Annotated in this window: 22 protein-coding genes; 19 read left to right on the top strand and 3 right to left on the bottom strand. The window is 62.3% G+C overall.

Features of this window, described 5'->3' with window-relative positions:
* Positions 1-117: 117 nt before the first annotated feature.
* From FJ942_RS20100 to FJ942_RS20120, 6 genes are all read left to right on the top strand, one after another.
* On the top strand, positions 118-2,097 hold the full coding sequence (locus FJ942_RS20100) for a bifunctional 2',3'-cyclic-nucleotide 2'-phosphodiesterase/3'-nucleotidase (RefSeq protein ID WP_140557265.1): 1,980 nt from the start codon (positions 118-120) through the stop codon (positions 2,095-2,097).
* 199 nt (positions 2,098-2,296) lie between these two features.
* Positions 2,297-2,431, top strand: a complete 135-nt coding sequence (locus FJ942_RS29055; RefSeq protein ID WP_263483007.1) for a hypothetical protein — start codon at positions 2,297-2,299, stop codon at positions 2,429-2,431.
* A 117-nt stretch (positions 2,432-2,548) separates the two neighbouring features.
* Positions 2,549-2,839 (top strand): Dabb family protein, encoded by a 291-nt coding sequence (locus tag FJ942_RS20105; protein WP_140501335.1) that lies wholly within the window; start codon positions 2,549-2,551, stop codon positions 2,837-2,839.
* Between the two features lie 48 nt (positions 2,840-2,887).
* On the top strand, positions 2,888-3,778 hold the full coding sequence (locus FJ942_RS20110; RefSeq protein ID WP_140501350.1) for a VOC family protein: 891 nt from the start codon (positions 2,888-2,890) through the stop codon (positions 3,776-3,778).
* Positions 3,775-4,620 carry a 3-deoxy-8-phosphooctulonate synthase gene (gene kdsA / locus FJ942_RS20115; protein ID WP_140501337.1) on the top strand — a complete coding sequence of 282 codons (846 nt, stop codon included), beginning with the start codon at positions 3,775-3,777 and terminating at the stop codon, positions 4,618-4,620. The genes FJ942_RS20110 and kdsA overlap by 4 nt, the downstream gene beginning before the upstream one ends.
* A gap of 173 nt (positions 4,621-4,793) precedes the next feature.
* A complete protein-coding gene (locus tag FJ942_RS20120) occupies positions 4,794-5,159 on the top strand; it encodes a PRC-barrel domain-containing protein (protein ID WP_140501340.1) in 366 nt (121 codons plus the stop codon).
* A gap of 68 nt (positions 5,160-5,227) precedes the next feature.
* On the opposite strand, the gene FJ942_RS29060 is transcribed toward FJ942_RS20120, so the two are convergent.
* Positions 5,228-5,350 (bottom strand): hypothetical protein, encoded by a 123-nt coding sequence (locus FJ942_RS29060; RefSeq protein ID WP_263483006.1) that lies wholly within the window; start codon positions 5,348-5,350, stop codon positions 5,228-5,230.
* 199 nt (positions 5,351-5,549) lie between these two features.
* Between FJ942_RS29060 and eno the strand changes: the two genes are divergently transcribed.
* The 10 genes from eno (at position 5,550) to FJ942_RS20170 (ending at position 15,625) form a co-directional block, all read left to right on the top strand.
* Positions 5,550-6,824: a phosphopyruvate hydratase gene (eno, locus tag FJ942_RS20125; RefSeq protein ID WP_140501342.1), complete on the top strand. Its 1,275-nt coding sequence runs from the start codon at positions 5,550-5,552 to the stop codon at positions 6,822-6,824.
* A 157-nt stretch (positions 6,825-6,981) separates the two neighbouring features.
* On the top strand, positions 6,982-7,305 hold the full coding sequence (locus tag FJ942_RS20130; protein ID WP_140501344.1) for a septum formation initiator family protein: 324 nt from the start codon (positions 6,982-6,984) through the stop codon (positions 7,303-7,305).
* 214 nt (positions 7,306-7,519) lie between these two features.
* Positions 7,520-8,557 (top strand): pyruvate dehydrogenase (acetyl-transferring) E1 component subunit alpha, encoded by a 1,038-nt coding sequence (gene pdhA / locus FJ942_RS20135; protein WP_140501346.1) that lies wholly within the window; start codon positions 7,520-7,522, stop codon positions 8,555-8,557.
* 15 nt (positions 8,558-8,572) lie between these two features.
* Positions 8,573-9,964: a pyruvate dehydrogenase complex E1 component subunit beta gene (locus FJ942_RS20140; protein WP_140671674.1), complete on the top strand. Its 1,392-nt coding sequence runs from the start codon at positions 8,573-8,575 to the stop codon at positions 9,962-9,964.
* 18 nt (positions 9,965-9,982) lie between these two features.
* A complete protein-coding gene (locus FJ942_RS20145) occupies positions 9,983-11,377 on the top strand; it encodes a pyruvate dehydrogenase complex dihydrolipoamide acetyltransferase (protein WP_140898752.1) in 1,395 nt (464 codons plus the stop codon).
* Positions 11,378-11,500: 123 nt separating this feature from the next.
* A complete protein-coding gene (locus tag FJ942_RS20150; protein ID WP_140898754.1) occupies positions 11,501-12,136 on the top strand; it encodes an SGNH/GDSL hydrolase family protein in 636 nt (211 codons plus the stop codon).
* A 15-nt stretch (positions 12,137-12,151) separates the two neighbouring features.
* The gene (gene lpdA, locus FJ942_RS20155; protein ID WP_140525168.1) at positions 12,152-13,597 is read left to right on the top strand and encodes a dihydrolipoyl dehydrogenase; all 1,446 of its coding nucleotides are present in this window, start codon (positions 12,152-12,154) and stop codon (positions 13,595-13,597) included.
* A 99-nt stretch (positions 13,598-13,696) separates the two neighbouring features.
* Positions 13,697-13,954: a GlsB/YeaQ/YmgE family stress response membrane protein gene (locus FJ942_RS20160; RefSeq protein WP_140498561.1), complete on the top strand. Its 258-nt coding sequence runs from the start codon at positions 13,697-13,699 to the stop codon at positions 13,952-13,954.
* Between the two features lie 135 nt (positions 13,955-14,089).
* Positions 14,090-15,055, top strand: a complete 966-nt coding sequence (gene lipA, locus FJ942_RS20165; RefSeq protein WP_140584650.1) for a lipoyl synthase — start codon at positions 14,090-14,092, stop codon at positions 15,053-15,055.
* A gap of 114 nt (positions 15,056-15,169) precedes the next feature.
* Positions 15,170-15,625, top strand: coding sequence for a type II toxin-antitoxin system RatA family toxin (locus FJ942_RS20170; protein WP_140498563.1), 456 nt, complete (start codon positions 15,170-15,172; stop codon positions 15,623-15,625).
* Here FJ942_RS20170 and FJ942_RS20175 read toward each other — a convergent pair.
* Positions 15,604-16,110: a CinA family protein gene (locus FJ942_RS20175; RefSeq protein ID WP_140525170.1), complete on the bottom strand. Its 507-nt coding sequence runs from the start codon at positions 16,108-16,110 to the stop codon at positions 15,604-15,606. The two genes, FJ942_RS20170 and FJ942_RS20175, sit on opposite strands and share 22 nt — an antisense overlap.
* The gene (locus FJ942_RS20180) at positions 16,107-17,336 is read right to left on the bottom strand and encodes a bifunctional 2-C-methyl-D-erythritol 4-phosphate cytidylyltransferase/2-C-methyl-D-erythritol 2,4-cyclodiphosphate synthase (protein WP_140557250.1); all 1,230 of its coding nucleotides are present in this window, start codon (positions 17,334-17,336) and stop codon (positions 16,107-16,109) included. Before FJ942_RS20180 ends, FJ942_RS20175 begins: the two co-directional genes overlap by 4 nt.
* A 239-nt stretch (positions 17,337-17,575) precedes the next feature.
* Here FJ942_RS20180 and dusB point away from each other — a divergent pair, with 239 nt between their 5' ends.
* Genes dusB through ntrC form a run of 3 tightly spaced genes read left to right on the top strand, consistent with a single transcriptional unit; the run spans position 17,576 to position 21,194 of the window.
* Positions 17,576-18,598, top strand: a complete 1,023-nt coding sequence (gene dusB / locus FJ942_RS20185) for a tRNA dihydrouridine synthase DusB (protein ID WP_140898756.1) — start codon at positions 17,576-17,578, stop codon at positions 18,596-18,598.
* Positions 18,595-19,737 carry a nitrogen regulation protein NR(II) gene (locus FJ942_RS20190; protein ID WP_140898758.1) on the top strand — a complete coding sequence of 381 codons (1,143 nt, stop codon included), beginning with the start codon at positions 18,595-18,597 and terminating at the stop codon, positions 19,735-19,737. The genes dusB and FJ942_RS20190 overlap by 4 nt, the downstream gene beginning before the upstream one ends.
* Positions 19,734-21,194 carry a nitrogen regulation protein NR(I) gene (gene ntrC / locus FJ942_RS20195; RefSeq protein ID WP_140498568.1) on the top strand — a complete coding sequence of 487 codons (1,461 nt, stop codon included), beginning with the start codon at positions 19,734-19,736 and terminating at the stop codon, positions 21,192-21,194. The genes FJ942_RS20190 and ntrC overlap by 4 nt, the downstream gene beginning before the upstream one ends.
* The last annotated feature ends 118 nt before the right edge of the window (positions 21,195-21,312 follow it).

The raw sequence follows: 21,312 nt of genomic DNA on the forward strand, positions 1-21,312 counted from the left end.
TCTGTTGCTGATCGACTGACAGCTCCGACGCGCGCAACTTCTTGAATGGACTCGAATAGGTTTCAGCGCGAAGTTCGCTTCGGGCAGGGTCTTTCGTGTCGTCGAAAAGGAGAAAACATGTCGCAGCCGCTCCATTCCGTCTCCCGCCGCGGTCTCCTCGCGGGCGCCGCCGCCACGGGCGCGCTAATTGCGCTTCACCCTTTCTCCGCCCGCGCCCAGACCAACCAGGCGCATCTCCGGATCATGGAGACCACCGACATCCATGTGAATGTGCTGCCCTATGACTATTACGCCGACAAAGCGAATGACACGATGGGACTGTCGCGCACGGCCTCCCTGATCGACGCGGTGCGCAAGCAAGCCGTTAATTCGATGCTGATCGACAATGGCGACCTGCTGCAGGGCAATCCGATGGGCGACTACATCGCCTATGAAAAGGGCATGAAGGACGGTGACCTGCATCCGATCATGAAAGGCATGAACCTGCTCGGCTACGAGTGCTCGACGTTGGGCAACCACGAATTCAACTACGGCCTGTCCTTCATGGACAAGGTTCTGGCCGGCGCCAATTTCCCCTTCGTCTGCGCCAACCTGATCCGCGGCACCGAGCTTGCCGCGAACCCGCGCGACGACAAGCTCTACCTCAAGCCCTACGTCATCCTCCACAAGAAGATCAGCGACGGTTCAGGCACCGAGCAACCGATCAGGATTGGCATCATCGGCTTCGTGCCGCCGCAGATCATGGTCTGGGATCTCAAGAACCTCGAAGGTAATGTCAGAACGCGCGACATTGTCGAGGCCGCCAAGGCCTGGGTGCCGCAGATGAAGGAAGAGGGCGCCGACATTATCATCGCGCTCTCGCATTCTGGCATCGACGTCAAGCAGGGCGATATGATGGAGAACGCATCGTTCTTTGTCGCCGGCGTCGAAGGCATCGACGCGGTGTTCACGGGTCACCAGCATCTGGTGTTCCCTGGCAAGAAGGATTTTCAGGCGCTCGAAGGCGTCGATGCGCAAAAGGGTACGCTGCAGGGCAAGCCGGCCGTCATGGGCGGCTTCTGGGGCTCGCATATGGGCCTGATCGACCTGATGCTGGAGCGCGACGGCTCGAAATGGAAGATCGTGTCCGCCACCTCGGAAGCGCGGCCGATCTTCGAACGTGTCGACAACAAGAACAAGCCGACTGTCGCGGACGACAACCGCATCATCGCCGCGCTTGAGCAGGACCACCAGGCAACGCTCGCCTATGTGCGTCGTCCCGTCGGCAAGACCGCAGCGCCGCTCTATTCCTATTTCGCGCTGGTCGCCGACGATCCGTCGGTTCAGGTCGTCAGCCAGGCGCAGACCTGGTACCTCCAGGACATCCTGAAAAACACACAATGGAAGGACGTGCCGCTGCTGTCGGCGGCAGCCCCCTTCAAGGCCGGCGGGCGCAACGGCGCCGACTACTACACCGATGTGCCGGCAGGCGACATCGCCATCAAGAACGTCGCCGACCTCTACCTTTATCCCAACACCGTGCGGGCCGTTGAGATCACCGGAGCGCAGGTCAAGGAATGGCTGGAAATGTCGGCCGGCATCTTCAACCGGATCGAACCTGGCAAGGCCGACCAGGCGCTCATCAACACCGACTTTCCGTCCTACAATTTCGACGTTATCGACGGCGTCACCTACAGAATAGATCTGTCGCAGCCGCCGAAATACGATCCCAAGGGTGGGCTGGCCAATGCTAGTGCCAATCGCATCGTCGGCCTGATGTTCGACGGCAAACCGATTGATCCCAATCAAAAATTTGTCGTTGCAACGAACAACTACCGGGCCGGAGGCGGCGGCAATTTTCCTGACATCGACGCTTCCAAAATTATCTACGAAGCGCCAGACACCAACCGCGACGTCATCGTTCGCTACATCGTCAAGCAGGGCACCATCAACCCGTCGGCGGACGGCAACTGGTCGTTCGCGCCGCTGCCCGGAACCAGCGTCGTGTTCGAGACAGGGCCCAAGGCGAAGGACCTCATCGCCGAAGTGAAGTCATTGAAAATCGAGCCGGCGGGCGCCGGCGAGGCAGGATTTGCGAAATACCGCATCCTTCTCTGACCGCCATTCGCAATTGGGACGCGGGCCATTTCTGGATCATGTCCGGCCAGTCGCCGGCGACGAGATCGAAGGCGCGCCGGCATTGATTTGGCAGTTCCAGGTGCCGAGAGCTCACATACCGTACGAGGGTCGACACGGATCCCATCTTTGCCTGGCGGAACGTCTATGAGCACAGCCGGGCTTATGCGATAGATTAGCCATGCGTTATGTCATCGTCATCGCCGCCGTTGCGTTTTTCCTGATCTGGGACGGTCTCTACAACCAGGGCCGGTACCTCGATATGACGGTGAGGAATGTCTCTCACGTGGTGCGTTACGTCACCGGCAAGGTCTAGTCCCGTTCAGGTCTCATGCATCCCGGGCGCGTCGCAAGGACGCGCGGCACCCTGAACGGTTGACCTGACGGTTTCGTCGTCACAAAAGACCCCGGATTTTTGATCGAGGAGGCGGGGTTGATCCGGCATATCGTTTTCTTCAGCGCGCGGCGTGGCGAGGATGTGGAGGCAGTGCGCTCTGGGCTGCTGGCGCTCGGCGGCATTCCCCATTCCAGCCTGTTCGAGGTGACGCTGAACACCAAGGTCGATCCGCTGTCGGATGAGATCGACGTGGTCGTCTATGCCGAATTCACGGATGCCGCCGCATTGGCCGCCTACAAGGCGCATCCGCTCTATGCGCAGACCACCAGCAGGGTCAAGCCATTGCGCGAACTGCGTTATTCCGCCGATGTGGTGGCCGGAAGCTGATTCGAGCGCCCTTGAACCCTTTTGCGCAATGATGCACACCGCGCTGGCATGATCCAAACACCACCCACAGGCACTCATCCGCTCGATCACCTCGTGCTGCCGACCTCGAGCTTGGATGTGGCGCGGGCGCGGCTAACGGCCCTCGGCTTCATCGTCGCGCCGACAGGCATCCATCCATTCGGCACGGAAAATTGCTGCGTCTTCCTCGCGGACGGCACCTATCTGGAACCGCTGGCTGTAGGCGATGATCAGGCCGCGATGAAGGCCGCCGGCCAGGGCAATGTCTTCGTCGCGCGCGACCGGCTCTATCGTGACCGCAATGGCAATGAAGGTTTTTCCGCCGTGGTCCTGACCACGGACGACGCCGATGCGGACCATGCACGCTTTGTCGATGCGAGCCTGTCGGGCGGGGACATGCTGGGCTTTTCGCGGGCGTTCACCGACGCTGCCGGCAAAAGCGACATGGCGTCATTCAAACTGGCCTTCGCGTCGACCGGGGGTTCAACCGATGCGTTCCTGTTCGCCTGCCAGCGCGTCAACGCGCCGGAAGTGGACCGCACAGCGCTGCAGGCTCATGCCAACGGTGCCACGGGAATTGTCGAGATCGTGGCGATCAGCGACGAGCCCGCCGAGCAGCGCCGGCTGATTTCCGTGGCAGTAAACGATCCGACGGCTGACGCGCGCGCCTCCATTTTTCGTCTACCTAACGCTATCTTGGCTGTACTCGACCCGGCCTCTTTCACGGCACGCTTTGGCGTGCCCGCCGGTAAGCCGACGCAACTCCGCTTCGCGGCAGTCGTCTTTTCGGTTCGGCGTGCCGCTGTGGCGGCAGGTCTGCTTGCAGCCAATTCCATCAGATACGATATGTCGGGCAGTGATATCGTCGTGCAGCCGACATCCGGGCAGGGCGCGGCCTTCATCTTTCGGGAGATACAATGAGCAACGCCTTGGCGCCCAATTCATCGGTAACCGTCGGCAATGTCGTCTTCGACAACGCAGCACCGCTGTCGCTGATTGCCGGCCCCTGCCAGTTCGAATCACGCCAGCATGCCTTCGACATGGCCGGCGCGCTGAAGGAATTGACAGGCAGGTTGGGCATCGGCCTCGTCTACAAGACCAGCTACGACAAGGCCAACCGCACCTCCCTGTCGGCTACACGCGGTGCCGGCATGGAAGCGGCGCTCCCGGTCTTCGACGAGTTGCGCAAGGAATTCTCCTTGCCGGTACTGACCGACGTCCACACCGAGGAACAGTGCGCCATCGTTGCGCCGCATGTCGACGTGCTGCAGATCCCGGCCTTCCTGTCGCGCCAGACCGACATGCTGGTTGCCGCCGCAAGGACGGGCAAGGTGATCAACGTCAAGAAGGGACAGTTCCTCGCGCCCTGGGACATGAAGAACGTGGTGGCCAAGGTCACTGGCTCCGGCAACGCCAATGTCTTGACCACCGAGCGCGGCGCCTCGTTCGGCTACAACACGCTCGTCTCCGACATGCGGGCCCTGCCCATTATGGCCGACATCGGCGCGCCTGTGATTTTCGACGCCACCCATTCGGTCCAGCAGCCGGGCGGGCAGGGCGGTTCGTCCGGCGGCGAACGCCGCTTTGTCGAGACCTTGGCCCGCGCGGCTGTCGCCGTCGGCGTTGCCGGCGTCTTCATCGAGACCCACCAGGATCCGGATAATTCGACCTCGTCCGACGGACCGAACATGGTGCCGCTGAAGGACATGCCGGCACTTCTGGAAAGGTTGATGGCGTTCGATCGGGTAGCGAAGGCCCGCTGACCCCGGCGCAGCTGAAGGTCGTCGCCGCGGAGGGCATATATCGGCCTGCCACGTCAGTAAGAAGTCACCTTTATACAGGTGGAAAAAGTCGAACAGACCGGCGGAAAAGTCGGGAACCTTCGATCTCGCCCCTCATTGTGAAAGTCCAGAGCAACGACAATGAGGAGCACATCATGACAACCCAGGCAGGACACACAGAGGCTATCGCTGCTTCGCGGGTCATCGGCACATCCGTCTATAACACCGAAGGCACGAAGATCGGCAGCATCGAGGACGTCATGCTCGACAAGCTGTCCAACGGCATCATGTTCGCTGTGATCGGTTTTGGCGGCTTTCTCGGCATGGGTGAAAAATATCACGCCATCCCGTGGGCGAGTTTGGATTACGATGAGGATAGGGGCGGCTATGTCGTGCCATTCTCGAAGGACCAGCTGAAAGCCGCTCCCGCCTATTCGATCAACGAGCTGACGGGCGCCGATGGCGAGGCCGCACGTGACGCCTCCTACAATTACTACAAGGTCGAGCCTTACTGGCATTGACCGGCCAGCCTGACGTGAAAAGGCCCCCGCAAACCAGCGGGGGCCTTTTACATGATCGCCTGCCGTGCTTACTCCGCGCTGCGGAGGGTCGACAGTTGCACCGCGCCCTGTGGAGGCTGCTGGTTGTCGCAGGACGTCAGGAACGCCGCCGCGATCAGGAACAAACTCACGATACCGCTTAACTCGGACATGGCGAAACTCCTCCTGTTTCGCCCCGCGCAGCCGCCATCATAGACCGGCGGCCATCCTATGGCGCATGACTTATGATGACAGGAATTTGCGCTTCGTGAATCGCGCCGGCGGCAATAATTGGCGGTGGCCCGATTGCCTTTTGCGCCGCTTTGGCTAAGACGGGCGCGACGTTTCGTCAGATCAATCGGGGACATCGCAATGACCGCCATCATCGACATTGTCGGGCGTGAAATCCTGGACAGCCGTGGAAATCCGACCGTCGAGGTCGATGTCGTGCTCGAAGACGGTTCGATGGGCCGCGCGGCCGTGCCGTCTGGAGCTTCCACCGGCGCGCATGAAGCCGTCGAACTGCGCGACGGCGGCGCCCGCTATCTCGGCAAGGGCGTGCTGCGGGCCGTCGAGGCGGTCAACGGCGAACTGTTCGAGGCAATCGGCGGCATGGAAGCCGAAAACCAGATCCACATCGACCAGACCATGATCGAACTCGACGGCACGCCCAACAAGAGCCGGCTCGGCGCCAACGCTATTCTCGGCGTGTCGCTGGCGGTGGCCAAGGCCGCGGCCGAAGCCGCCGGCCTGCCGCTCTATCGTTACGTCGGCGGCACCAAGGCGCATCTGCTGCCGGTACCGATGATGAACATCATCAATGGCGGCGCCCATGCCGACAACCCGATCGATTTCCAGGAATTCATGATCCTGCCGGTCGGTGCGCCAACGCTGCGCGAAGGCGTGCGCTGGGGTTCTGAGGTCTTCCACACGCTGAGGAAGAAGCTGAAGGACGCCGGCCACAACACCAATGTCGGCGACGAAGGCGGCTTTGCCCCGAACCTGAAGAGCGCGCCGGTGGCGCTCGATTTCATCATGGAGTCGATCGAGCAGGCCGGCTTCAAGCCGGGCGAGGAGATTGCGCTCGGCCTCGATTGCGCTGCGACGGAATTCTTCAAGGACGGCAACTACGTCTATGAAGGCGAGAAGAAGACACGCGATCCGAAGGCGCAGGCGAAATACCTGGCCAAGCTCGCCGCCGATTATCCGATCATTTCGATCGAGGACGGCCTTGCCGAGGATGACTGGGAAGGCTGGAAATATCTGACCGACCTGATCGGCAAGAAGACGCAGCTCGTCGGCGATGATCTCTTCGTCACCAATACGGCGCGCCTGCGCGATGGCATCCGCATGGGGGTCGCCAATTCGATCCTGGTCAAGGTCAACCAGATCGGATCGCTGACCGAGACGCTCGATGCCGTCGAGACCGCGCACAAGGCCGGCTACACCGCCGTCATGTCGCATCGCTCGGGCGAGACCGAGGATTCGACCATCGCCGACCTCGCCGTCGCCACCAATTGCGGGCAGATCAAGACCGGATCGCTGTCGCGTTCCGACCGCATGGCCAAATACAACCAGCTCATCCGCATCGAGGAAGAACTCGGCAAGCAGGCGCGCTACGCCGGCAAGTCGATGTTGAAGGGCTGAGCCGGAGCATCTGACACAGGGATGGCGGTGAGGGGCGGGAATTCCCGCCCTTTTTCGTTGGAGCGCCTGTGGACGCGTCATCCGTAACCGTCCGTTAAGCACAATGGAGCGAAAAAGACCGTGGTCGCCCGAGTTCGCGACTGCGAGGGAACGGACGATGTGGACGCGTCAGCACAAACAGAGAAACACCGGCCGGCTGATTATCCCCTCGCTCTGCGCGGTGTTCCTGGCCTATTTCGGCTTTCATGCCTATCACGGCGAGTTCGGCATCAATTCGAAATACCAGCTGGAGGCCGAGACTGTTGCCCTGCAGGCCCAGCTCGATGCGATCAAGGCGCGCAGGATGGAGCTGGAACGGCGCGTCAAGCTGATGCACGACGGCACGCTGGAGAAGGACATGCTCGACGAGCAGGCGCGTAAGGCGCTGAATTTGTCCCAGGCCGACGAAATCACCATCATGTTGCCGGTCTCGGCAAAGTAACCAATATCAGGTTAATCACCAATATTTTCAATGATTCTAATTGCTTAGTCGCATGCCAGCTATGCAATTTCGACATGGCGGAACACGTTCTCACGTGTTAGCCTCCCCAAAATCAGTGGGGAGAGCTGATCTCCCCTGAGCAGATTTCATCTTGCTCGAGCAGATTTCATCTTGCTCGAAATGTCCGCGAAGAGACGCCAACAGGGAGTGATGCATGGCAACCGCAGCCAGGAAAGCGCCTGCCAAATCGAAATCCGACGGCAAATCGGGCCTTTCCGCGCCCAAACCAGTGGAATTCACCAAGGACGAGGAGCTTGCCGCCTACCGGCACATGCTGCTTATTCGCCGTTTCGAGGAAAAGGCCGGCCAGCTTTACGGGATGGGCTTCATCGGCGGCTTCTGCCATCTCTACATCGGCCAGGAAGCGGTCGTCACCGGTATGAAGATGGCGCTGATCGACGGTGACCAGATGATCACGGCCTACCGCGACCACGGTCATATGTTGGCGATGGAACTGTCGCCGCGTGGCGTCATGGCCGAACTGACCGGCCGCCGAGGCGGCCTGTCGAAGGGCAAGGGCGGCTCCATGCACATGTTCTCCAAGGAGAAGCATTTCTACGGTGGCCACGGCATCGTCGGCGCCCAGGTGTCGCTCGGCACGGGCCTGGCCTTTGCCAACCGCTATCGCAGCAACAACAATGTCACGCTGACCTATTTCGGCGACGGGGCCGCCAACCAGGGCCAGGTCTACGAAAGCTTCAACATGGCTTCGCTGTGGAAGCTGCCGGTGATCTACATCATCGAGAACAACCGCTATGCCATGGGCACCTCGGTATCGCGCTCCTCGGCGGAGACCGACTTCTCGAATCGCGGCGCCTCGTTCAAGATTCCCGGCATCCAGGTCGACGGCATGGACGTGCGTGCTGTCAAGGCCGCCGGCGATCTCGCCACCGAATGGTGCCGTGCCGGCAATGGGCCGCTGATCCTCGAAATGCAGACCTACCGCTATCGGGGCCATTCGATGTCCGACCCGGCGAAATACCGCTCCAAGGAAGAAGTGCAGAAGATGCGCTCCGAGCATGACCCGATCGAGCAGGTCAAAGCGCGGCTGATCCAGAAGAAGTGGGCAAGCGAGGACGAATTGAAGACCATCGACAAGGAGGTTCGCGACGTCGTCGCCGATGCCGCCGAGTTTGCCCAGCACGACGCCGAGCCGGATCCGTCCGAGCTCTGGACCGACATCGTATTGTAACGGGAGGGCAAGGACATGCCGATCGAAATTCTCATGCCCGCCCTTTCGCCGACCATGGAAGAGGGCAATCTTTCCAAGTGGTTGAAGAACGAGGGCGACAAGGTCGTCGCCGGCGACGTCATCGCCGAGATCGAAACCGACAAGGCGACGATGGAAGTCGAAGCTGTCGATGAGGGCACGCTTGCCAAGATCGTGGTTCCCGCAGGCACCGAAGGCGTCAAGGTCAACGCGGTGATCGCCGTGCTGGCTGTCGATGGCGAAGACGTCGACAAGGCCGGCGAAGGCATCGGTGAAGAGCCCGCCAAGGCTGAGGCAAAGGCGCCGACACCGGCACCCGCTGCGGCCAAGAGCGAGGCAGCGGCGCCTGTGGCGGCCGCGCCGAAGACGGAAGTCGCCGCCGATCCTGACATACCCGCCGGGACCGAGATGGTCTCGACCACGGTGCGCGAAGCGCTGCGCGATGCCATGGCGGAGGAAATGCGCCGCGACGGCGATGTCTTCGTCATGGGCGAGGAAGTTGCCGAGTACCAGGGCGCCTACAAGATCACCCAAGGCCTGCTGCAGGAGTTCGGACCGCGTCGCGTCGTCGACACGCCGATCACCGAGCACGGCTTTGCCGGCGTCGGGGTCGGTGCGGCGATGGCTGGCCTGAAGCCGATCGTCGAATTCATGACCTTCAACTTCGCCATGCAGGCGATCGACCAGATCGTCAACTCGGCCGCCAAGACGCTCTACATGTCCGGCGGACAGATGGGCGCGCCGATCGTCTTCCGCGGGCCGAATGGTGCTGCGGCTCGCGTCGCCGCCCAGCATTCGCAATGCTATGCCGCCTGGTACAGCCACATACCGGGCCTGAAGGTGGTGATGCCTTATACCGCCGCCGACGCCAAGGGACTGCTCAAGGCGGCGATCCGCGATCCGAACCCGGTCATCTTCCTCGAAAACGAAATCCTCTACGGCCAGTCCTTCGACGTGCCGAAGCTGGACGACTTCGTGCTGCCGATCGGCAAGGCGCGCATCCACAAATCAGGCAAGGACGTCACCATCGTCTCCTTCGGCATTGGCATGACCTATGCGGTCAAGGCCGAAGCGGAACTGCGCGGCATGGGCATCGACGCGGAGATTATCGATCTCAGGACCATCCGTCCGCTCGACTTCGACACCATCATCGCCTCGGTGAAGAAGACCAACCGGCTGGTCGTGGTGGAAGAAGGCTTCCCGCAGAACTCGGTCGGCGACCATGTCGCCAACCAGGTGTCGCAGCGAGCCTTCGATTTCCTCGACGCGCCGGTCATCACCATTGCCGGCAAGGACGTGCCGATGCCCTATGCGGCCAATCTCGAAAAGCTGGCTTTGCCGAATGTCGGCGAGGTCATCGAGGCCGTCAAAGCCGTCTCATATCGCTGAACCGGGCGGGAGGACACAATGCCAATCAACATCACCATGCCGGCCCTCTCGCCCACCATGGAAGAGGGCAATCTGTCGAAGTGGCTCGTGAAGGAGGGCGACAAGGTTTCGCCCGGCGATGTCATTGCCGAGATCGAGACCGACAAGGCGACGATGGAAGTCGAAGCCGTCGATGAGGGCACGGTGGCGAAACTGGTCGTTCCCGCCGGCACCGAAGGTGTCAAGGTCAATGCGCTGATCGCCGTGCTTGCCGCCGAGGGTGAGGACGCAAGTGCCGCCGCGAAAAGCGGTGGCGATGCCGCACCGGCGAAAGCGGAGCGTCCCAAGGCTGAGACATCGAAGACTGAGACTCCCACCTCTCCGTCCGATGGGGGAGGTCGCGCCGCGGGTGAACCCACCGCCGCGACCCCCACCCCGGCCGGAAGGCCTGCCGACCCTCCCCACAAGGGGGAGGGTGAAGGGCGCACCTTTGCTTCGCCGCTCGCGCGCCGTATTGCCAAAGAGGCGGGCGTCGATGTGTCTGCCGTGACCGGCACCGGCCCGCATGGCCGGGTGGTGCGGGCCGATGTCGATGCCGCCATAGCCGGCGGCGGCGCCAAGGCGGCACCCGCTGCCAAAGCTCCGGCTGGCGCGCCGGCCGCTGCTCCCGCGCCGGTAAAGGCGATGTCGGACGATCAGGTGCTGCGCCTGTTCGAGGAAGGCTCCTATGAACTCGTCCCGCACGACAACATGCGCAAGACCATCGCGCGCCGGCTGGTCGAGGCCAAGACCACCATCCCGCATTTCTACCTGACGCTCGACTGCGAGCTCGATGCGCTGCTTTCGCTGCGCACGCAGCTCAATGCGGCCGCACCGGTAAAGAAGACCGACAAGGGCGAGGCGCCCGCCTACAAGCTGTCGGTCAACGACATGGTGATCAAGGCGATGGCCATGGCCCTGAAAGCGGTGCCGGATGCCAATGCCTCGTGGACCGAAAGCGCCATGGTCAAGCACAGGCATGCCGATGTCGGCGTCGCCGTCTCGATCCCCGGCGGCCTGATCACGCCGATCATTCGCAAGGCGGACGAAAAGACGCTGTCGGTGATCTCCAACGAGATGAAGGACCTGGCCAGCCGCGCGCGCAACCGCAAGCTGAAGCCGGAAGAGTATCAAGGCGGCACCACGGCGGTGTCGAACCTTGGCATGTTCGGCATCAAGGATTTCGCCGCCGTCATCAACCCGCCGCATGCGACGATCCTGGCAGTGGGTGCCGGCGAGGAGCGGGCGGTGGTCAAGAACGGCGAGATCAAAATCGCCACGGTGATGTCGGTGACGCTGTCGACCGACCATCGCGCCGTCGACGGAGCACTTGGCGCCGAACTGCTGGTCGCCTTCAAGAAGCTGATCGAGAACCCGATGGGCATGCTGGTGTAGGAAGAACAAGGCGGTGCGGAAATTCTTCACCGGCCTCTTCGCCGGCGGCTTGGAGGCGCAGGAATTCGCCGTCGTCACCAATGCCGAGGAAGAATACTCCCTCGCAAGGGCGGGTTGAGCAAGATGAAGACGGTTCTTTGCTACGGCGACTCGCTGACCTGGGGCTACAATGCCGAGGGTGGCCGTCATGCGCTCGAGGATCGCTGGCCAAGCGTGCTGCAGGCTGGGCTCGGTGACGGCGTGCATGTCATTGCCGAGGGGCTGAATGGCCGCACAACGGCGTTCGACGATCACCTCGCAGGCGCCGACCGCAATGGCGCAAGAACGCTGCCGACGGTGCTGACCACGCATGCGCCGATCGACGTCATCGTCATCATGCTCGGCGCCAACGACATGAAGCCCTGGATCCACGGCAATCCCGTTGCGGCCAAACAAGGCATCCAGCGCCTGATCGACATCGTGCGCGGCCACGACTATCCGTTCGACTGGCCGCCGCCGCAGATCCTCATCGTCTCGCCGCCTCTCGTCAGTCGCACCGAAGATGCCGAGTTCAAGGCGATGTTTGCCGGCGGCGACGATGCGTCCAAAGAGCTTGCGCCGCAATATTCCGCGCTTGCCGATAAGGCTGGCTGCGGCTTCTTCGATGCCGGCACTGTGGCCAAGACCACGCCGCTCGACGGCGTCCATCTCGATGCCGAAAATACGCGAAACATCGGCGAGGCGTTGACGCCGCTCGTGCGCGTCATGCTGGAATTGTGATTGAAGGAGAAAACCGTGGCTGAGAACTACGACGTCATCATCATCGGCTCCGGTCCCGGCGGCTATGTCACGGCAGTGCGTTCCGCGCAGCTCGGTTTCAAGACGGCGATCGTCGAGCGCGAGCATCTCGGCGGCATTTGCCTGAACTGGGGCTGCATTCCGACCAAGGCGTTGCTGCGTTCGGCCGAGATCATGCATTATTCGGATCATCTGAAGGACTATGGACTGAAGCTCGACGGCAAGGTCAGCGTCGACACATCGGCCGTCGTCGACCGCTCGCGCAAGGTTTCGCTGCGGCTCAATGGCGGCGTCGCCTTCCTGATGAAGAAGAACAAGGTCGACGTCATCTGGGGCGAGGCCAAGCTGACAAAACCGGGCGAGATCGTCGTCTCCAAGACGGCCAAGAAGCCGATGGAGCCGCAGCCGCCGGTGCCGAAAGGCGTCAAGGGCGAGGGCACCTACACCGCCAAGCACATCATACTGGCGACCGGCGCCCGGCCGCGGGCGCTGCCGGGCATCGAGCCGGACGGCAAGCTGATCTGGACCTATTTCGAGGCCATGGTGCCCAAGGAAATGCCGAAGTCGCTGCTGGTGATGGGTTCGGGCGCCATCGGCATCGAATTCGCCTCGTTCTACCGCACCATGGGCGCCGACGTGACCGTCGTCGAACTGCTGCCGGCCGTGATGCCGGTCGAGGACGCCGAGGTGTCGAAATTCGCCCAGAAGCAGTTCGAGAAGCAGGGCATGAAAATCATTCTCGAAGCCAAGGTAACCAAGGTCGAGAAAGGCGCCAATTCGATCACCGCGCATGTCGAGATGAAGGACGGCAAGGTGGAGAAGATCACGGCCGATCGCATGATCTCGGCCGTCGGCGTGCAAGGCAATATCGAGGGCCTCGGCCTGGAGACGCTTGGCGTGAAGACGGAGCGCGGCTGCGTCGTCGTTGACGACTACGGTAAGACCAATGTGTCCGGCATCTACGCCATCGGCGATGTCGCCGGTCCGCCGATGCTCGCCCACAAGGCCGAGCATGAAGGCGTCGTCTGCGTCGAGAAGATCGCCAATTTCCCCGGCGTGCACGCCACCGACAAGCTGAAGATCCCTGGCTGCACCTATTGCAATCCGCAGGTCGCTTCGGTCGGCCTGACAGAAGCGAAAGCCAAGGCCGAGGGCAAGGATGTCAGGGTCGGCCGCTTCCAGTTCGCCGCCAATGGCAAGGCCATCGCGCTCGGCGAGGACCAGGGCTTCATCAAGACCATCTTCGACAAGAACACCGGCCAACTGCTTGGCGCCCACATGGTGGGCGCCGAAGTGACCGAACTGATCCAGGGTTTTGTCGTTGCGATGAACCTCGAGACGACCGAGGAAGAACTGATGCACACGATCTTCCCGCACCCGACGCTGTCGGAGATGATGAAGGAAAGCGTACTCGACGCCTATGGCCGTGCGTTGAACGCATGATAGATTGGCCGCACGAGACTCAGATGCGAAAGCCGCAGGAGCTCGACGGCAAGTTAGTTCGGTTCCGGATGCGTTTTTTCTCAAGCAAGGAGAAGGCATATGGACGTGAATGGCGTGGGCTGGATCGCAGCCATCATCATCGGCGGCCTGGCGGGCTGGTTTGCCGAAATGGTCATGAAGAGCAACACCGGCGTCTTGATGAACATCATCTTGGGCATTGCCGGCGCAGTGGTGCTGAACGCGATCTTGCGTGCCTTGAACATCGGCGTGTTTGGCGTCGGCTGGACCGCCTACCTGATCACCGGTTTCATCGGCGCCTGCCTGCTGATCTGGGCCGGGCGTCTGGTGCGCCGTTAGTCGGTATCGTTTCCGCCATGCGAAAACGGTTGTGGCGGCATGTACCGCCGCAGCCTTTTTCTTTGTGCTGAAAAGTCCTAGATGACGTGTAAGTGACGATCGCCGGCGGCGATCGCAAAGAAAACCAGGGTTCCGATGGTCACCGTCCTCGACACGATCGCCAATGCGCCGCGGCTGCGGCATCCGGAGAAGGCGCACAAGCCCGACCAGGACGTGCTGCGCAAGCCTGACTGGATCCGCGTCAAGGCGCCTGTGTCGAAAGGCTATGCCGAAACCCGCGAGATCGTGAAATCGCACAAGCTGGTGACGGTCTGCGAGGAGGCCGGCTGCCCGAACATCGGCGAGTGCTGGGACAAGAAGCACGCCACCTTCATGATCATGGGCGAGATCTGCACACGTGCCTGCGCCTTCTGCAACGTCGCCACCGGCATCCCGACCGCGCTCGACCCGGAGGAGCCGGCACGGGTCGCCCACGCGGTCAAGCAGATGGGCCTCAGCCACGTCGTCATCACCTCTGTCGATCGCGACGATCTCGCCGATGGCGGCGCGCAGCATTTCGCCGAGGTCATCCGTGCGATCCGGGCGGCGACGCCTTCAACCACGATCGAGATCCTGACGCCCGACTTCCTGCGCAAGGACGGCGCACTGGAGGTCGTGGTTGCGGCAAAGCCCGATGTCTTCAACCACAATCTCGAAACGGTGCCGTCGAACTACCTGACGGTCCGGCCAGGCGCCCGCTATTTCCATTCGATCAGGCTTTTGCAGCGGGTCAAGGAGCTCGACCCTTCGATCTTTACCAAGTCCGGCATCATGGTTGGACTGGGCGAGGAGCGGAACGAAATCCTGCAGCTTATGGACGATCTGCGTTCGGCCAATGTCGACTTCATGACCATAGGCCAGTATCTGCAGCCATCGAAAAAGCACCACCCGGTGATCCGCTTCGTCACCCCGGAGGAGTTCAAGTCCTTCGAGACGATCGGCCGGACCAAGGGCTTCCTGCTGGTGGCGTCGAGCCCGCTGACCCGCTCCTCGCACCACGCCGGCGACGATTTCGCCAAGCTGCGCGCCGCGCGCCAAGCGCAGCTCGAGAAATCGCTCTGATGCATGTCGCCCAAAGTGACTTCGGGTTTTGGGAGAACGGCATGCACGAAAACAAAGACTCTAAGGTGCGTCGCATGAGTCTGTGTCGACGCGACGCGCTTTAGAGCCGGGTTCATGCCGAAATTCGAAGCCACCCGCCGCGTTTCCCACACGCCGGAACAGATGTTCGCCCTGGTCGCCGACATCGAAGCTTATCCGCAATTCCTGCCGCTTTGCGAGGCACTGACGGTGCGCTCGCGCAAGGAGCGTGACGGGCGCACTATCCTCGTCGCCGATATGAGCATCGGCTACAAGGCGATCCGCGAGACCTTCACGACGCAGGTGCTGCTGAAGCCCGACGAGCGTGCGATCGACGTCAAATACATCGACGGTCCGTTCAAATATCTGACCAATGTCTGGCGATTCGACCCTGCCGACGGCGGCTGTGCCGTCTGCTTCTTCATCGACTACGAGTTCAAAAGCCGCATCCTCGGCGCCCTGATGGGCACGATGTTCGACCGTGCCTTCCGCATGTTCTCCGAAGCCTTCGAAAAGCGTGCTGATGTCATCTACGGTGCAAAACCGGCGTGAGCATGCCCAAGCGCCTGCAATCCCAGCTTGAGTGCATGGCTGGCGGTCTCCTGGCGAATGAAAGCACGGCCTTCATCGGCGAACAGCACGCGATCGGCCGTAACCGGCTGGCCGCTTAGGCCAATCCCGAACCAGACCAGGCCGACCGGTTTTTCCGGCGAGCCACCGCCCGGTCCGGCAATGCCGGTAACGGCGAGGCTGAGCCCGGCACGGGAGCGCGCCAGCGCGCCGGTTGCCATTTCGATCGCTGTCTCGCGTGAAACCGCGCCATGAGCCTCCAGCGTGGCGGCGGAAACCCCGAGCATGTCCATCTTGGCTTCATTGGAATAGGTGATGAAGCCGCGATCGACCACGGCGGAAGAGCCGGCGATGTCGGTCAGCGCGGCGATGATCATGCCGCCGGTGCAGCTTTCCGCCGTCGCAAGCATAATGCCGCGCTTCTGGCAGGCTTGCAGCAATGCATTTGCCAGTTCGCTGTTGCTCATTCCGGCACCTCGCCGGGAAACACCACGCTCGCCGTGGCGATCGCCGCAATGCCTTCCTCGCGGCCGACGAAACCGAGCTTCTCGTTGGTTGTCGCCTTGATGGAGATGCGGTCGGCAGAGATGGCCAGCATCTGCGACAGGGCAGCCGTCATCGCCTCGCGATGTGGGCCGACGCGTGGCGCCTCGCAGATCAGCGTGATGTCGGCATTGGCGATGCGGCCGCCGCGCGCGCGCACCAGCTTTGCCGCATGTTCCACGAAAATCCGGGAGGCAGTACCCTTCCACTGCGGGTCGGAGGGTGGGAAATGCGTGCCGATATCGCCGGCGCCGCAGGTCGCCAGCAGCGCATCGGTAAGGGCATGGAGCCCGACATCGGCATCGGAATGGCCGGACAGTTTCTTGTCATGCGGAATGGCGATGCCGCATAGCGTGACGTGGTCGCCAGGCTCGAACGCGTGGACGTCGTAGCCATTGCCGGTTCTAATATCGGGAAAGCGCATGCGCTCGCTGGAAAGTCGTTGGTCCGCCATGGCGATGTCCCGTGCCCAGGTGAGTTTGACGTTGTCCGGTGAGCCGGGAACGAGTTTGACCGGCATCTGCATCCACTCGGCGATCGCGGCGTCGTCGGTAAAGTCGGTTTTGCCGCTGTTATAGGCTTCCTCATGCATGGCCATAATCGCCAGGAATGGGAAACCCTGCGGCGTTTGCGCCGCGTGAAGCCCGCTCCGGGAAACCGTTTCGGCGACCATCCCGGCGGCGGATTCGCGTTTCAGCGTATCGGCGACGGGCAGCGCCGGGAGCGCACCCTCGCGCTCGCCGATGGCTGCGATCGTGCGGTCGATCAGGTCCGCGTCGACGAAGGGGCGCGCCGCGTCGTGGATGAGAACCTTGTCCGGTGCGTGGCTTCTCAACGCCTGCAGTCCGAGTCGAACCGAGTCTTGCCTGGTGGGGCCACCCGCAATTGCCGTGACGCGATTGGAGTGTGCGCCGACGGCATGTCGAAAAAGTTCGTGATCCTCGGCGTGTATTGCCACGACGAGCGGGCCGATACGCGGATGCGCCAGGAAAATATCGATGACGTGGGCGATTACGGCGCGACCGCCGATCTGCTGATATTGCTTCGGGCCATCGGCCTGTCCGGCACGCGCGCCGCGGCCGGCCGCAACAATAACCACCGCGACCTTGCCGTTCGCCTCCAAAGCCTGATTTTCGCTCGCGTCAGTCATGCCGATTGGCTTAGCGCACGATCCCCAAAAGTGTAATCGGTTTTCGGAGAGATTGTAGGCCGAACAGGAAGCCCTAAAAGGTCCATTGCGTGTTCGTGCAAGGCGCGGCGCTTTGCTCGGGACTGCAGCCGAGCTCGGCATTTCCCAATTGCGCCGTAATGTGGCGTCATTCCGCGTTGCACATTGCGGCCGATATGGCTAGAGAATGTGCAGCAAATGAACATGCTTGGTTTTTGTGCATGCTTGACCTGACCAAATTGGCCGCACCTCTCGACGTCGGCGGCGTGAGTATCCGCAATCGCGTGTTCCTCGCGCCGATGTCGGGAATTACCGACGAGCCGTTCCGGCGACGCGCCCATGCGCATGGCGCCGGCCTGGTCGTATCCGAAATGGTGGCAAGCGGCGAGCTCGCCAAAGGCAGGGCCGGATGCGACCTGCGCATACGTCATTCGGGCCTGCCCGTCCATATGGTGCAGCTTGCCGGCCGCGAGGCGGCACACATGGCGGAAGGCGCACGCATCGCCGTCGGCGAGGGCGCCGACGTCATCGACATCAATATGGGTTGCCCCGCCAAGAAGGTGACCGGCGGCTATGCCGGCTCGGCACTGATGCAAGATCTCGATCATGCACTGTCGCTGGTCGACGCCGTGGTCGGCGCGGTCGGTGTGCCGGTGACGCTGAAGATGCGGCTCGGCTGGGACGAAACGGCGCTCAACGCGCCGGACCTGGCGCGCCGTGCCGAGCAGGCGGGCGTCAAGATGGTGACGGTGCACGGCCGCACGCGCTGCCAGTTCTATCAAGGCAATGCTGATTGGCGCGCAATAGCCCGCGTCAAGGCTGCCGTGTCGATCCCGGTTGTCGCCAATGGCGATGTGTCTTCGCCTGCGCAAGCAGCCGCTGTTCTGGAGCAATCCGGCGCCGATGCCGTGATGGTGGGCCGCGCCCACTACGGCGCGCCCTGGGTCGCCGGAACCATCGCGGCCGCGGCGGCAGGCGAGCTTGCCCGGCTACCGGAAAGCGCTGCGGAACTGACCGACTACATCATTGCCCATTACGAGGACATGCTTGCGCTCTACGGCGTCGAGAGCGGCCTGCGCCAGGCGCGCAAGCACCTCGGCTGGTATCTGGACCGCCATGCCGGCGCCGTTGCCGACGAAAAGCGCAAGGCCATTCTCACGTCTTTCGATCCCGCGCGGACGATTACCTTGCTTCGCGAGGTGTTTTCGGCCGCCGAGCAAGCACCCTTGCGGAGCGCCGCATGAACGCCTCCGTCAGCCAGAGCCCGGAAATGGCGGATGCTGCCCAGATCGTGCTCAACACCATCCGCCGTCCGGTCATCATGATCAGTTCGGAGGGGTTCATCACCTTCGCCAACGCCGATGCGGAGGACTTCTTCCGCTCAAGCGCGACGATGCTCGCCCGCAACACGCTGTCAAAGCTCATCCCCTTCGGCAGCCCGCTGCTGACGCTGGTCGACCAGGTGCGCGAGCGCCGGGCCCCCGTCAACGAGTACCGGGTCGACGTGTCGTCTCCGCGTCTCGGCATCGAGAAGGTGGTCGATCTCTATGTTGCCCCGGTGCCGGAGTTTCCAGGCTCCGTCGTGGTGATGTTCCAGGAACGGTCGATGGCCGACAAGATCGACCGGCAGATGACGCATCGCGGCGCGGCGCGCTCGGTGACCGGCCTGGCGGCGATGCTGGCTCACGAGATCAAGAACCCGCTCTCCGGCATCAGGGGCGCTGCCCAGCTGCTTGAACTGTCCGCTTCAGACGAAGATCGCGCGCTGACGCGGCTGATCACCGACGAGACCGATCGCATCGTGTCGCTGGTCGATCGCATGGAGGTGTTTTCCGACGAGCGGCCGATCGACCGCTATCCCGTCAACATCCATGTCGTGCTCGACCATGTGAAGGCGATCGCCAAGAACGGTTTTGCGAAAAAAATCAAGATATTGGAGGATTATGATCCTTCATTGCCTCCGGTCTTCGCCAACCGCGACCAACTCATCCAGGTGTTCCTAAACCTGGTCAAGAACGCCGCCGAGGCGATCGGCGGCGACCCCCAAGGTGAAATCGTCCTGTCGACGGCCTTCCGGCCGGGCATTCGCGTTTCGGTTCCAGGCACTCAGGATCGCGTGTCGCTGCCGCTCGAGTTCTGCGTGCGAGACAACGGTTCCGGCGTCTCGGAGGATATCCTGCCGATCCTGTTCGATCCCTTCATCACCACCAAGCCGAACGGCTCGGGACTGGGCCTCGCGCTGGTGGCCAAGATCGTCGGCGAGCATGGCGGCATCATCGAATGCGAATCGACGCCGCGCGCGACAATGTTCCGCATCCTGATGCCGGCCTGGAAGGAAACGGCGCTCGGCACCGATGAAGACGCTGAAGGAGACCGCAAATGACCGTTCGCGGCAATATTCTCGTCGCCGACGACGATGCGGCGATCCGTACGGTCCTCAACCAGGCCCTTTCGCGTGTCGGCCATGAGGTGCGCGTGACCTCCAATGCCTCGACGCTGTGGCGCTGGGTGGCGGCGGGCGAGGGCGATCTCGTCATCACCGACGTGGTGATGCCGGACGAGAACGCATTCGACATGCTGCCGCGCATCAAGAAAGCTCGGCCGGAGCTGCCCGTCATCGTCATGAGCGCCCAGAATACGTTCATGACGGCGATCCGTGCCTCCGAGACCGGCGCCTACGAATATCTGCCGAAGCCGTTCGATCTCACCGAGCTCCTCAACATCGTCAACCGGGCGCTGTCGGAGCCGCGGCGCCCCAAGATCGACGCGCGGCCAGAAGAGCAGCCCGAGACGATGCCGCTGGTCGGCCGCTCGGCCGCCATGCAGGACATCTATCGCATGCTGGCGCGCATGATGCAGACCGACCTGACGGTGATGATTTCGGGCGAATCGGGCACCGGCAAGGAGCTGGTGGCGCGTGCGCTGCACGAATATGGCCGCCGCCGTGGCGGCCCTTTCGTTGCCATCAACATGGCGGCCATCCCGCGCGACCTGATCGAATCGGAACTGTTCGGCCATGAGAAGGGCGCCTTCACCGGTGCGCAGAACCGCTCAACCGGCCGCTTCGAACAGGCCGAAGGTGGCACGCTGTTCCTTGACGAGATCGGCGACATGCCGATGGAAGCGCAGACGCGCCTGCTGCGCGTGCTTCAGCAGGGCGAATACACGACCGTCGGCGGCCGCACGCCGATCAAGACCGACGTGCGCATCGTCGCCGCCACCAACAAGGATTTGCGCACGCTGATCAACCAGGGGCTCTTCCGCGAGGATCTTTTCTATCGCCTCAATGTCGTGCCCCTCAGGCTCCCGGCACTGCGCGAGCGCTCCGAGGACGTGCCGGACCTCGTCCGGCACTTCTTCAAGCTCGGCGAGATGGAGGGTCTCCAGACCAAGCGTATCTCGTCGGGCGGCATCGAATTGATGAAGCGCTATCCCTGGCCGGGCAATGTGCGCGAACTGGAAAACCTGGTCCGCAGGCTCGCCGCGCTCTATTCACAGGACGAGATTTCCTCCGAGATCATCGAGGCGGAACTCAAGACCGGCGAGCGTCCCGTGGTGCCGGGCGGCGGCAACCTCATTCCCGACGACCTGTCCATCGGCCAGGCGGTCGAGCATTTCCTGCAGCGCTATTTCACCTCGTTTGCCGGCGAATTGCCGCCTGCCGGCCTCTACCAGCGCATTCTCTCGGAGGTCGAATATCCGCTGGTGCTGGCCTCGATGACCGCGACGCGCGGCAACCAGATCAAAGCCGCGGAACTGCTGGGGCTCAACCGCAACACGCTGCGCAAGAAGATTCGCGAACTCGGCGTCAACGTCTACAAATCGTCACGCCAGGCCTGAGCCGGGATAGAGCCGAAGCGCTTTTTCCGGGGGACTGTCCGCGAAAGATTTCCGTCCAGGCCACACTTGTTGCATAATCGCCACAATGCGTTGCATAGATCCGACGCAATCACTGGCT

Source organism: Mesorhizobium sp. B2-4-2 (assembly GCF_006442845.1).
Taxonomy (GTDB): Bacteria; Pseudomonadota; Alphaproteobacteria; order Rhizobiales; family Rhizobiaceae; genus Mesorhizobium.